The sequence below is a fragment of the Ruegeria sp. YTSA072 genome, assembly GCF_059610285.1.
Map to the genome: position 1 here is coordinate 385,141 of NZ_JBXWNI010000003.1, position 12,981 is coordinate 398,121.

At 54.6% G+C, this 12,981-nt stretch carries 13 protein-coding genes; 12 read left to right on the forward strand and 1 reads right to left on the reverse strand.

All coding sequences use genetic code 11. The features are described from left to right. Nucleotides 1-14: 14 nt before the first annotated feature. From napG to AC2FIB_RS08490, 6 genes are all read left to right on the forward strand, one after another. Entirely contained in the window at nt 15-833 is an 819-nt protein-coding gene (gene napG, locus AC2FIB_RS08465) for a ferredoxin-type protein NapG (protein ID WP_496734752.1), read from the forward strand. Next, a complete protein-coding gene (gene napH / locus AC2FIB_RS08470) occupies nt 830-1,747 on the forward strand; it encodes a quinol dehydrogenase ferredoxin subunit NapH (RefSeq protein WP_496734754.1) in 918 nt (305 codons plus the stop codon). Before napG ends, napH begins: the two co-directional genes overlap by 4 nt. 12 nt (nt 1,748-1,759) lie before the next feature. Continuing rightward, complete coding sequence (locus AC2FIB_RS08475; RefSeq protein WP_282119339.1) at nt 1,760-2,197, forward strand: nitrate reductase cytochrome c-type subunit; 438 nt, start codon at nt 1,760-1,762, stop codon at nt 2,195-2,197. Between the two features lie 29 nt (nt 2,198-2,226). Next, nucleotides 2,227-2,928, forward strand: a complete 702-nt coding sequence (locus AC2FIB_RS08480) for a NapC/NirT family cytochrome c (protein ID WP_058272027.1) — start codon at nt 2,227-2,229, stop codon at nt 2,926-2,928. 13 nt (nt 2,929-2,941) lie between these two features. Then, nucleotides 2,942-3,199, forward strand: a complete 258-nt coding sequence (locus tag AC2FIB_RS08485) for a hypothetical protein (protein WP_058276668.1) — start codon at nt 2,942-2,944, stop codon at nt 3,197-3,199. 194 nt (nt 3,200-3,393) lie between these two features. Continuing rightward, nucleotides 3,394-5,781, forward strand: coding sequence for a fatty acid cis/trans isomerase (locus AC2FIB_RS08490; protein ID WP_496734756.1), 2,388 nt, complete (start codon nt 3,394-3,396; stop codon nt 5,779-5,781). Nucleotides 5,782-6,097: 316 nt separating this feature from the next. Here the strand turns inward: AC2FIB_RS08490 and AC2FIB_RS08495 are convergent, their stop codons facing one another. Then, the gene (locus AC2FIB_RS08495) at nt 6,098-6,709 is read right to left on the reverse strand and encodes a TetR/AcrR family transcriptional regulator (protein WP_496734758.1); all 612 of its coding nucleotides are present in this window, start codon (nt 6,707-6,709) and stop codon (nt 6,098-6,100) included. A 413-nt stretch (nt 6,710-7,122) separates the two neighbouring features. Between AC2FIB_RS08495 and AC2FIB_RS08500 the strand changes: the two genes are divergently transcribed. The 6 genes from AC2FIB_RS08500 to AC2FIB_RS08525 all read left to right on the forward strand — a co-directional run bounded on the left by AC2FIB_RS08500 (nt 7,123) and on the right by AC2FIB_RS08525 (nt 12,979). Continuing rightward, a complete protein-coding gene (locus AC2FIB_RS08500; protein WP_496734760.1) occupies nt 7,123-7,389 on the forward strand; it encodes a hypothetical protein in 267 nt (88 codons plus the stop codon). 66 nt (nt 7,390-7,455) lie between these two features. Beyond that, nucleotides 7,456-8,520: a hypothetical protein gene (locus tag AC2FIB_RS08505; RefSeq protein ID WP_496734762.1), complete on the forward strand. Its 1,065-nt coding sequence runs from the start codon at nt 7,456-7,458 to the stop codon at nt 8,518-8,520. Nucleotides 8,521-8,728: 208 nt separating this feature from the next. Beyond that, nucleotides 8,729-10,147 (forward strand): MFS transporter, encoded by a 1,419-nt coding sequence (locus tag AC2FIB_RS08510; protein ID WP_496734764.1) that lies wholly within the window; start codon nt 8,729-8,731, stop codon nt 10,145-10,147. Between the two features lie 170 nt (nt 10,148-10,317). Then, nucleotides 10,318-10,590, forward strand: a complete 273-nt coding sequence (locus AC2FIB_RS08515) for a hypothetical protein (protein ID WP_496734766.1) — start codon at nt 10,318-10,320, stop codon at nt 10,588-10,590. A gap of 18 nt (nt 10,591-10,608) precedes the next feature. Next, a complete protein-coding gene (locus AC2FIB_RS08520) occupies nt 10,609-11,040 on the forward strand; it encodes a DUF2141 domain-containing protein (RefSeq protein ID WP_282119331.1) in 432 nt (143 codons plus the stop codon). Nucleotides 11,041-11,206: 166 nt separating this feature from the next. Beyond that, complete coding sequence (locus tag AC2FIB_RS08525; protein ID WP_496734768.1) at nt 11,207-12,979, forward strand: DUF1800 family protein; 1,773 nt, start codon at nt 11,207-11,209, stop codon at nt 12,977-12,979. The last annotated feature ends 2 nt before the right edge of the window (nt 12,980-12,981 follow it).

A 12,981-nucleotide genomic window follows, 5' to 3' on the forward strand; every position in this document is an offset into this window, starting at 1 on the left:
CAAAGGCCGTCCCCATGCCCTTTGAAGGTAAACCTCTTTCGCCGCAACGGCGTCGCTTCCTGCAGGATGCGGCGCGTGCGTCGGGTGGCTGCGTGGTCGCCGGGTCATTGTTGGCCTGGCTTGCCCGCGATGCTCGGGCGTTACCGGCCGAAGCGTTGCGCCCCCCCGGCGCGCTACCGGAAGAGGCGTTTCTGTCTGCATGCATTCGCTGCGGGCTTTGCGTGCGGGATTGTCCTTACGACACATTGAAACTGGCGGAATTGGGCGTGGATGCGGTTGCTACAGGGACGCCCTATTTCACAGCGCGGGACGTGCCTTGTGAAATGTGTGACGACATCCCTTGCGTGACCGCCTGCCCCACCGGCGCATTGGATCCGGCCCTCGACAATATTGATGATGCCAAGATGGGTGTTGCCGTCCTTGTCGATCAGGAGAACTGTCTGAACTTCCTTGGCCTGCGCTGCGATGTCTGCTACCGCGTCTGCCCCGTGATTGATGAGGCAATCACGCTGGAAACGGCCCATAACGAACGTTCAGGCCACCACGCAATGTTCATCCCGACGGTTCATGCGGACCACTGCACAGGCTGCGGCATGTGCGAGAAAAGCTGTGTTCTGCCCGAGGCCGCGATCAAGGTCCTGCCTGCGCGTCTGGCGCGCGGCAGTAGTGCCGATCACTACCGCAAAGGCTGGGAAGAGAAAGAGGCCAAAGGCGGTCCCCTTGTTGAAGGCCTCATCGATCTGCCGGACCGACTGCCCGGTCCCGGCACCGACAACCTTGCAGCGCCGGGCGGGTTCGCCCCCGCATACGAATTGCCGGGGGTCGGGCAATGAGAACGCGCGCACATATGCCGGCCGGAATGGAGGCCATCGAGGAAAAAGGTTGGGTGCGCGCCCACAAATACCTGCTGCTGCGCCGCGCAAGCCAGTTGCTCTTTCTGGCTGTGTTTCTTCTGGGACCGTGGTTCGGCATCTGGATCGTTCAAGGCACGCTTGCGGGATCTTTGACACTGGGCGTGCTGCCGCTGACCGACCCGCTTATCCTGCTGCAAAGCGTGATCGCTGGGCATTGGCCGGAATTGACGGCCCTGATCGGCGGAGTGATCGTTCTCGCCGCTTACGCTCTGATTGGTGGGCGCGTCTATTGTTCATGGGTTTGTCCGATCAACCCAGTCACCGACGCAGCCAACTGGTTGCACAGACGTATGGACCTGCCGAAAGGCTGGCAGCCCAAGCGCGGCACCCGCCTTTGGATATTGGCCACTGTCCTTATCGTCTCGGGCGCTACAGGCGTGATCGCATGGGAGCTGGTCAACCCGATCACCATGCTGCATCGCGGGCTGATTTTCGGCGCGGGGTTCGTGTGGGCCATGATCATTGCCATCTTCGTGTTCGACCTGTTCGTTTCGCGGCACGGTTGGTGCGGTCACATCTGTCCGGTTGGCGCATTTTACGGCCTGATTGGCGCGAAAGGCCTGCTGCGAGTTAGCGCCTCAAATCGCGCAGCCTGCGATGATTGCATGGATTGCTATGCCGTTTGCCCAGAAAATCAGGTCATATCTCCTGCGCTGAAGGGTAAGTCGGGTTCCACACCACTGATCCTTTCCCCTGACTGCACCACCTGCGGTCGTTGCATCGACGTATGCGCCGTCGACGTTTTCAAATTTACTCACCGGTTCGACGACAAGGTCGCCGCACCTACCGATCCAGTTCCCGCGCCCGATCCGCGCGCAGCCAGACCTATCTGAGGGAGTGCCAAGATGAACAAGCCAACCCGAACAGGCCTTATAGCCCTTATCCCCGTTTTGCTCTTGGGCGGATTCGCCCTTGCGCAATCAGCTCAGGTAGAATCCCTGCGGGGTGCCGATGTGGATGAACTTATCCCTCTGGAACAGATCCACAAGAACGTCGAAGGGCGCATGCAGCGCAACTATCGCCAACAACCGCCGCTGATCCCGCACTCGGTCGAGCAATATCAGATCGACACGCGCACAAATCAGTGCCTGTCCTGCCACGACTGGACCAAAGCCGGCGAACGCAACGCCCCGACATTGTCGATGACTCACTATCTGGATCGCGACGGCAATGAGTTGGATCACATCGCAGGCACCCGTTATTTCTGCAACCAATGCCACGTGCCACAAGCAGACGCACCGCCATTGGTTGACAACGTCTTTCAACCGTCCTCGGGCAATTAATCCAACGCAAGAATGAAAGGAGCACCAACATGGCAGACTCTCCTGAAAAACGCGGGTGGATTGGCCGCATCTGGAACTGGATCTGGACCCCGGCGGTTGCCTTTAGCTCGGGCTTTCTGATCCTTGCGGGTTTTCTGGCTGGAATCCTGTTCTGGGGCGGGTTTCACTGGACGCTTGAGCTGACGAATACCGAGGAGTTCTGTACCTCGTGCCATACGATGGAGACTAATCTGGGCGAGTATCGTGAGACGATCCACTACAACAACCACTCCGGTGTGCGGGCCATCTGTTCCGATTGCCATGTGCCGCATGAATGGAACCACAAGATCAAAGCCAAGATCATGGCGGTCAAGGACGTCTATCACGAGCTGGCAGGCACGATCAGTACGCCCGAGAAATACGAAGAGCATCGTCTGAGCATGGCGACCGCCGTCTGGAAGAAGATGAAGGCCTCAGACAGTCGCGAATGCCGGAATTGCCACAACTTCGACTATATGGATTTCACGTTGCAGGAAACGCGCGCTGCCTCTGAGCACCAACGCGCCATTGATGAAAACATGACCTGTATCGATTGCCACCAGGGCATCGCCCATAGCCTGCCACCCGGCTATCAGGAGCGGTATCAGGAAGTGACCGAAACCTTGGCCAGCAAAGCGCAGGGTTCGTTGCAACAACAGGCCGCAGCTGACGGCGATGACATCAAGTCATTCCTGAGTACTCGGGCAGACTGAAAAGGGACACGAAATGCTGGAAATTCTGGGAACAATCGGGGCCAACGTCATCAGTCTGCCGGGTATCCTTGGGCTGGCCCTGGGAATGATGACTCGCCGCGTTTGGCTGGGCGCATTGATGGGGGGCATTGTCGGGGTGTTGGCAACCTTCGTATTCGCTCATGGTTCATTTGCCGCGGTCGATACATTTGAGCTGTTGGTCGCAATTGGCATTGGCCTTTGCGCTGGTAGCGTGGGATCGGCCATACGCATCAAGGGGGCAACGGTCTGACACTATTGGCAATCTAAGATCCAATTACATTTACTTTGCCGCATGTGAAACTGCGGCAAACACGCCCAACGATGCCTCAACGTAAAAGTTCAGGAAACGCGACAAACGAAATCAATTCAGTAGTATAAACCTGTTAGGGCCTATGGGCTTTGCGTGATGGTCAATAAAATCAAACCATTCAGACGGGGGCATCTATGCTGCGAACATTACAAGATTGGTGTTTTTTCACCCGTGTTTTAGCGGCTTCGATTGCATTTTTGCTTGCTGATCAGGGTTTGGCCCAGTCAAATGCAGAAGCACCCGGCGCGACCATTGACGACAAGCTGGAAAATGCGGACTGGGCTAACGTGCAGGATATCCTGAACCGCCGCTGCGTGGTGTGCCACAGTTGCTACGACGCACCTTGCCAACTCAAGCTGACATCTCCTGCCGGCCTTTTGCGCGGCGCCAGTAAAGAGGCGGTTTACCACTCCGAACGACTAAAAGATGCGCAACCAACACGGCTTGGAATCGACGCGCGGACAGTTCCCGGGTGGCGGGATCTTGGTTTTTTTCCCGTTCTTCCGTCATCAGAGGTGACCGGCACGAGCGGGTCGGTGTTAGAGCGCTCCCTTAACCTCGGCAGGCAAGCCCGTTTGACGGCTAACGCACCTGTCCCAACCCAGCTTGGTTTGTCGATTAATCGCCCCTTGACCTGCCCTACAACGCAGGAATTCGACGCCTTCAGCACGGCAAACTCAAGGGCGGGAATGCCCTACGCCACAGCCCCACTGAGTGAGCAAGAATACCAAACCCTCATGTCATGGCTTAAAAATGGTGCGCCTTTGCCATCGGCCACACCAGAAATCCCTCAGGACATTCAGGATCAGATCACAAATTGGGAGGCCTTTCTGAACGCGCCCGACCTGCGCCATCAATTGATGAGCAGATATGTATACGAACATCTGTTTCTGGCGCGTCTCCATTTTCCATCCGACAATCCAAGACAGTTTTTTCAGCTGGTGCGGTCCGCCAGCCCACCAGGATCAAAGATTGAGATCATCGCGACACGCCGTCCCTTCGATAGTCCCGGCCCAAGGCCGTTCTACTATCGCCTGCAGGCATTCGACGAAACGATCGTGCACAAAGATCATCTGGTCTATAGTTTTGGTATGGATCGTCTGGCGCGATACCAGCAGCTATTCCTTGATCCGGCCTGGTCCGTCACCGACTTGCCTGCGTACGGAGAAGACGAAGGCGGCAACCCCTTCAGCACCTTTACCAACATACCGGCCCGCAGCCGTTATCAGTTTCTTTTGGACGACGCATTGTTTTATGTACGCAGCTTCATCCGCGGACCGGTCTGTCACGGCGAAACCGCTGTTGACGTGATTGAAGATCGGTTCTGGGTCAGTTTCCTTGATCCGGATGCCGATCTGTCCGTCACAGACCCCAGCTTTTTGGCGGACGGGGCGGCCTTTCTGGAATTGCCGGTGAGTACTGCAGATATAGGGTTCTTGGGGGACCTTCACGGAATGTCGCACGAAAACCAGATCAAATACCTTGAGTTTAGGGATGCCCGATATCGCAATAGCGCGGCGCACAAAAACGGGTTTGGATATGACGCAATCTGGGATGGCGAGGGCACCAATCCCCAGGCGCTGATTACCGTGTTTCGGCATTTCGACAATGCCTCTGCTATGACCGGGTTCCACGGCGGCATCCCCGAAACCGCATGGGTTATCGATTATCCGGTGTTCGAACGTATCTATTACGACTTGGTCGCCGGTTTTGATGTTTTCGGTCGGCTCGAACACCAGCTTTCAACCCGGTTATACATGGACGAGCTGCGGATGGAGAGTGAGGACACTTTCCTGAACTTCATGCCGCGCGGCGACAGGCAAAGGATGCACAAGACCTGGTACCAAGGAGCTCTGGCCGAGCTGCACACGTATTGGCACCGGCGCCGTGTCGATGACAGTTTTCCGACTGGCATAGATTTTAAAACGGACACGCCTAAGCAAGAGTTCCTCCTGGAACTTCTAAATCGCGGCAACGGTCTTTGGGCCATCGAGGACACGATCAACAGATGCAGAGGGGCCGTCTGCTCGAATAGCAATGCAGAAATTGTGAACAATTTGCGCGACATCGCAGATCAATCCGGCGATTGGGTCAGGTATCTTTCAGATGTTTCCCTGCTTTTGGTGGACAACGAAGATGGTTCCACGTCTCTCTATTCGCTGCTCCACGACAAAGCCCATTACAATGTGGCGTTCCTGTTTGAAGAAAAAGATCGCCGGAATCAGCAAGCCGACGTGCTGACCATCCTGCCGGGGGTGATCGGAAGCTATACGAACTTCTACTTTCGAGTTCAGGAAGCCCAGCTGGCGTCTTTTGTTACCGACCTCAAATCAGTGCGGTCGCAGACCGAATGGCTCGATTTCGTAACCACTTATGGGCTGCGCAGGACAAGCCCGGGGTTTTGGGCAACCAGCGATCAGGTGATGAATATGTTTCTGGCAAGCGACCCTATTCAGGCAGGCGTGCTGGACCTGAACCGGTATAAGGACCCTAGATCCGATAGCGATCCTGAAAACAACTAAGTCAGCCCGTTGAAACAGGAGCGCCTGATCATTCGCGCTCTATCAACTTGACGCAGAAAGAAAGCCTAATACCTAGGCCACGTCATCGGGCCAAACTGAAGTAGCGGTAAGCACTGAAAACACGGTTGATGCAGCATTTTTCAAAGCCAATGCGGCTTCGTTAGTTTTATTTTCACTAATGACATTATATTGCATGCAAGAGCTCCGTCAGCCCCAGATAATCGGCGGGAAACCTTGTCTGTAACCCGAGCGGAAACAGAACGAAATACACACCTCGGCAAGCGAATTGCGAGATGGCGGAATATTGGTCCGCAACTTACTTTTCACCCGTCAGGTAGCCTATAATGCGTTTTAAGTGCCGCGCGATGTCCTCGGCGGTGAGTGGCATCCCGGCAATGCTTTGCTGAATGTAATACCGGTAGGCGCCGTCCAGCATCACATAGATGTCCACACCACGCACATCATTGATCGCAAACTTCTTTCCAAGCTCGTCACAAATTGCGATATACCGGGCCTCGACGTCAGCTACTCGCGGCCTGAGCAAACCATCGAACATAGCCTGATTGCGGATATCATACCAAAGCCTGTGCAGATGCGCATAGTTGATGATCGAATGGGCAAACAGATCGATATAGGCGCTGCGCGCCTCGCGCGGGCTGAGTTCTGCATCAAGAATTTCGTTCAGCTGTGACGTGAACCGGTCGACCGACAGATCTACGCAATACAACAACAATCCCTCTTTTTCGGGAAAATAATACTGTATTTTGCCCAGCGATACGCCGGTAGAGGCCGCGATATCCCGCAAAGTGGTATTGGCATATCCAGCACGCGCAATTGTCGCAATCGCGTTCTCGGCAAGTTCCCGTCGCTTCTGTTCTCGGTTCCTGTCGCGCTGCTTGGCCCGATTCTCTGTCAAATTTCGCGTCATCTGCCTTTCCTAGCGCAAATCCCGCAAAAGTGTGAGCGGAACCCTGGTGTTTGTGGGAACTGGATCAAAGCCCTGAAAATACAACGTTTGGCGCGAAATACTATTACAATTCTGACGTACAATACAAACGTATTGAAAAGTTGTCAGCTATGTGCAACAAATAACTGTCATATCCGACAACAAACAAATCGACGGGTAAACAGCAGCGGCAGATCCATGACCAATTCAGAGCACATTCGGGTCATTGATGAGGTTCGTGCAGGACAGTTGTTCGGTAACGCGGCGCAGACCCAAGAGGAGCGTGCCAATCAAAACATCTAAACAACGAGGAGGTGTCAGCCCGGGGATACTCGCACCGCAATAACCAGACCAAAACCCGGCCTAAGACTGGGCTGCAATAAACGACAGGGACTATGAAAAATCGCGCAATCGGCTTGTTTGCCGAACCAATTGGTATTGCCTGCTGCAAAGCGGCCCACATCAGGGTCGAGGCATTGCATTCAAACGGAAGGCAACGTTCCGCCATCGCACCTAATTGCGACGGCCTCACGCTGCGCGCCTCCCTGCTGCACCACAAACAGTTTCACAAGCCGGAAACGCAACCATTTGAAGACACGTCATTCGATGGTTGCACGACCATGCGCAAACCACGGCGCTTTCAACAGGCCGCCGCGCCCTAGCGCCACGGTCACATCAGGTCCCCTCGGCACAATTAAAGACACAAAGCCGAGGAAAGGGAGGGAAGAATGAATAAAATTGCAACATTGGCATTGGGCGCGGGCTTGATTTCAAGCCCAGCATTTGCCGGCGGAATCGAGGGGTTCCCATCGGTAAACCGGTTCCTTTTTGAGCAGGGCCGTTATGTCGAAATCACCGGAGGATGGGCCGATTCAAAAACCGAAGGCACTGAGTTCGGACAGCCAACAGGTAATGTTACACCCAGCATTAGCGGCCTGTCCCTGGCTTACAAACAGGATGTAGGCGACAAATGGGCAGTCGCAATCCACGGCTTCAACTCGGTCAACTATAAGCTTCTATACCCAACTGGTACGGGCGCCCCGTCTGCTGGCACCAACGTCCGGTATCGCGGCACCGAAGTCGCTTTGATGGCGCGCTACAAATTCAATGAGAATTTTAGTGCCTTTGCCGGGGTACGGTTCGAAAAAATTAACGATTTCAGCGGTGCACTGATAAATCCCTCTCTAAGCTACTCGCTGGATTCCGAGGGTGACTTCAATCCCGGTTTCCTTGTGGGTGCCGCGTATGAGATCCCGTCGATCGCGTTTCGCGCCGACCTGACATACTACTCGGAAATTGATCACGATCTGGATGGTGTCGAACAGCTGCAACCCCTTTCGCCATCTGACGTGACGACGCAATTGAGCACCCCTCAGACAGTCGCCCTGAACGTACAAAGTTCAATCAGCGGCCCTTGGGGCGCCTTCGGGTCGGTCCGTTGGAGGAACTGGGATGATGTCGCCGTACAGTCTCCGGTTCTTGGCGGTCCGCTTGCGGAATTTGCGGAAAACTCGGTCGACTACCAAATTGGCGTCGGCTACCTACTGAACCCGAAATGGTACTTCTACGGCATTCTGTCCCGCTCTGAACCTGAAGGCGGTTTTGTTGGCTTTGACTACGAAGGCGGCGGCAAAGGTATCACACTGGGTGCCGTTCACTCGATTGGTCAGACCCGAATTCTGGTTGATGTCACGTATGGCACGCTTGGCGATGTGAACGAACCTGACGCGGGCCTGCAGATCCGGGATGTTTCCGGCACCGCTGTACGTGTGAGCCTGTCGCATAACTTCTGATCAAGCACCCGACCGCGAACGCGGTCGGGCTTGGCACTCAACTAAGCGAATGGCCCCTGCTTGTTGCCTGTTGCTTCGGCGGTCATTTGCTTCTCAAACGCGGTCGTTAGGCACCTTTTCTAACACCTTTGACAAAAAACGATCCTTGTGATCTGTTTTAAGTGATCGATCACTCACAGCATTGCTGCAACCAAGATCCGGAGGAAAAATGAACACCAGTACTGAAAGTCCACCGGTCAGCATGCAGTTGTTTTACGGGGCGGGCGGTATAGCCAACGGCATCTTGTCGAACGGGCTGAGCTTTTTCCTGCTTATCTACTACAATCTGGTCATCGGTCTTCCGGCCGAGACGGTGGGGTTTGCCCTTTTCATTGCTCTGATGTTCGACGCTGTGTCCGATCCTGTTGTCGGTTACTTGTCGGATAACACGCGCTCTCGGGCCGGCAAGCGCCACCCGTTCATCTACGCGGCGATCATACCTGTCGCACTCCTGTTCTGGTTTATTTGGAACCCACCTGCAGCACTGACCTCAGAGACCCAGCTGTTCTGGTTCCTGCTGATCACAACGATCCTACTGCGGACGGCGATGACGTTGTTTGACGTTCCACACAACGCGATGGTGCCAGAGTTGACCAAGGACTATGGCGGACGAACCATGTTGTCTGGCCTCAAGGTCTCGGTCACCTGGATTGCCGGTCAGATCATGGTCATCGCGATGTATGTGATCTGGTTGGTTCCGACCGACACGATGCCATACGGCATCCTAAACCAGGCCGGCTATCAGGAAGCAGGCCTTGTCGGCGCAATCCTCATAGCGCTGGCTATCACTGTCACCGCCTTGGGCACGCGCAAATGGCAGAATAGAATGCTGGATATTTCGCATGTGGCGACCTACAGCATCTCTGGGTTTTTCAGACAGTTCTTCGCAGCGTTCAAGCTGCCTGCATTACTTGCCATCTTTGTCAGCTCGGCCGCTTTCGCGGTGGGCGCTGGGATCGGAGCAGCTTTGTGGACCTACCTGACCTCGTTCTTTTGGGAGCTGAACAATGACCAAATAGCTCTGATCCTGTTGGCCAACCTGATCGGCGCTTTGATAGCGGGCGTAACCCTGAAACCTATCGCACGATCCGGCGACAAAAAATTGAGCGCCATATACTTGTCGATCCTCTCGGCAATTGTCGGTGTCGCCCCTTACGTGCTGCGTGAAATCGGGTTCTTCCCTGCAAATGGCACCGAGCTTCTGATCTGGTTGCTGTTTGTTCACGGCATTCTGCAAATCATCCTGATTGTCTGGACCACGTCTTTGCTAACGTCGATGACCGCCGACGTCGTCGAATTGGGTATCAGCCAGAACGGTTTCCAAAACGAAGGAATTATCACATCGGTCATCACATTCGTGCTTAAGGCGGGGACGGCTGGCGGGTTGGCGATCTCTGGAATGTTCCTTGCATATGTTGGCTTTCCGGAAACGCCAGATCAATCGAATCTGACCCCCGAGGTCACCCGTGCACTGGGATGGAACTATGCCTGCCTTAGCCTCTTCATTTACATGGCCTCGATTGTTGCCCTGATGTTCTACCGGTTGGACAAGGCGCAGTTCGACCAGCTTCAGGCAATCCATGACTAAACAGCTGGCAGGTCGCCCACGTGGACGGAGCTTCAACTGATCTGCAATGGCCGTAAGCCAGAAAATTACACTGCCTCTTCAAAGCCACGCAGTTTTTTGAGGCATAGGTATCCCTTCGTCGTGCCCACTTTGATGCGGGCACAAACCCCGAAAATAGATAGAGAAGCTCAATGCAATACCTCAAATCCCACCCTTTTTCCTGGATCATCTTCTTATGCTTGCTGTTGGCAACATGGTTTCAGATCTACGCAATCTGGGGGCTGCTGTTCATGTGGTGGGCCGCCTCATCCTTCATGACAGGCCAGGCCTTTTTGATTGAGACAATCGACAGCCAGGAAAACCCGCCCCTTTTCTACGCCATTACGATCATGTGGTTCGCCTTCGGGCTGCTTTACGTCGTGCAGGATCTCGCATGGCGTCTGTTTGGAATTTACATCGGTTAACTGTTCAGGAGAAACTCAATGACCAAAACTGCATTCATCGCTGGCCTTATGGCTCTTGCAGCATCTCAGGCGGCGGCCGGGGATATACAGATCGATATCTCTGGTGTCGATGCTGGACGCGGAGGCGTCATTCACATCCTGGCCTTTGACGATAAGACCGCGTTCGACCAAAGCCAGATGGCGAAAATCGTAGGCTACGCGAAGATCCCCGCCTCAGGTAGCACAGTTTCCGGCACGCTCGAGAACCAGAAACCCGGACAGCTTGCGATCATGATACACCACGACCAGAACGACAACGGCCAGTTCGAGATGAAAGGGCCGATCCCGCAAGAAGGTTGGGCATATTCCAAAGGCGCGGGCGTCAGATCGTTGCCGGCGTTCGAAGACGCGGCGATTGAATACGATGGCAATACCTCATCGCTTGGTTTGAAAATGAATTACGCAAACTAAAGCTACCTTACAAATTTGACCCCAACTGCCCCGGAAACGGGGCATTTTTTTTGCGGATATCGAAATCTTCGGGTTGAAACGGCGGGGCTAAGTTTTATTTTGTCTTCCATGACAGTATATGCCAATCCCAGCTACTGTCGTCAGATCTAAAGGACCGCCATCCACCATGAAGTCATCCTTGGAAGACACCAGTCGATTCTTGATGCAGGCCACGCTTGGGGCCGATCAGAGGTTACTGCATCAGGTTAGCAAGACCGGCCCGGAACGCTGGTTGGATGATCAGCTGAACGCCTCGATCGGTAACAAAGGGCCGTTCGAAAAGTCCACTCGCAAGATTTGGAAGAGCTTCCGAAAGCGCTTGAAGCGCGCGCATGGCGAATGGGCGATCAACGGCGACGGCAACAACCCCGCCCTGCCCTATAAATGGTATTTCCACATGGCCTGGTGGAACCACACCCTGACGCAACGCGACGACCTGCTGCGCCAGCGTGTTGCGCAGGCACTGTCCGAGATCCTGGTCATCTCGGACGCGTCATCGCTGGAGCTGGATGCCATCGGGATGGCGAATTACTATGACCTGCTCTATAAGCACGCGTTCGGCAGTTATTCAGACCTTCTGTACGATGTGTCGATGCACGCGATGATGGGTATCTACCTGTCGCATATGACCAATCAAAAGGCGAATAAGGCCAAGAACATCCATCCGGATGAAAACTATGCGCGTGAGATCATGCAGCTGTTTTCGATTGGCTTGTTCGAGCTGAACCCCGATGGCACGGAAAAACTGGATTCCAGTGGGGATCCGATCCCGACCTATGACAATCGCGACATAAAGGAACTGGCTCGGGTCTTCACCGGCTTGCTGCCCGCGGCCTATGAATACGAGTGGAACACGTCGTTCTGGGAAGACAGCTATAATGGTTATCCAGTTCAGTTCGATGATGGGGTCGAAAAGGCCTATAAGACAGTGCCCTTCATTGACGCGACCAAACCGATGATCGTGGAAGAAGCCTTTCACGACCGCGGCGCAAAATCCCTGCTGAACGGTCGCCTTACCCTGCCCGGCGATCAGTCCGGCCCAAAGGAAATTCATTCGACCATCGACCAACTGGTTGCCCACCCCACGACCGCGCCGTTCATCGCAACCCATCTGATCAACCGGCTGGTCACCTCCAATCCCTCGCCCGCCTATGTCGAAGCGGTGTCGCAGGCATTTGGCTCAAACGGAGATCTGAAAAGCGCGGTTCGCACAATCCTGACCTACCCATTGACCAATGAGGTTGCCGCTAAACGTCTGCCGTCAGCATACAAATCCCCGACAAAAGTAGTACAGTCCCAAAAGCTGAAATCGCCCCTGCATCGCGTCACGCAGGTTCTGATTGCGTTTGGAGCGCATAACCAGACCGGCAAGCTGTGGCTGCTGGGTGATGACATTCAAGAGGCGCTGCAGATGCATCCACTGTCCGCGCCCACTGTGTTCAATTTCTACAAACCCGATTTCACCCCGCATGGCGCATTGCAGAAGATGGGCCTTCGCGCTCCCGAGTTTGAGCTGCACACGGCCGCAACCTCGGTCGCTTATGTCAACAATATCTACTACTGGTTCTTTGGTGGCTACCTGCCGCTGGTCTCGACCCAGATCGGTTCGGGCCCCGAGCAGATGATGGTGATGGAGTTTGACCCCGAAACGCTATGGGCCAATTCCCAGAACGCGCTGCGTTTCGATTTGAGCGAAGAGATCAAAATCGCAAAGAACCGAGGCCGTCATGATGAGCTGATAGATCGGATTTCGGTCCTATTGACCGGTCGGACTGATGCCGAAGTGCGCAAAAGGATCAAACAGGCCTATGTGCAGTATGCAGACAATCCCGAATGGGTGGTGCAGACCATCGCCTTCATGATTGCCGTTTCCCCAGAATTCACCGTGCAGGAGGCCTGAGC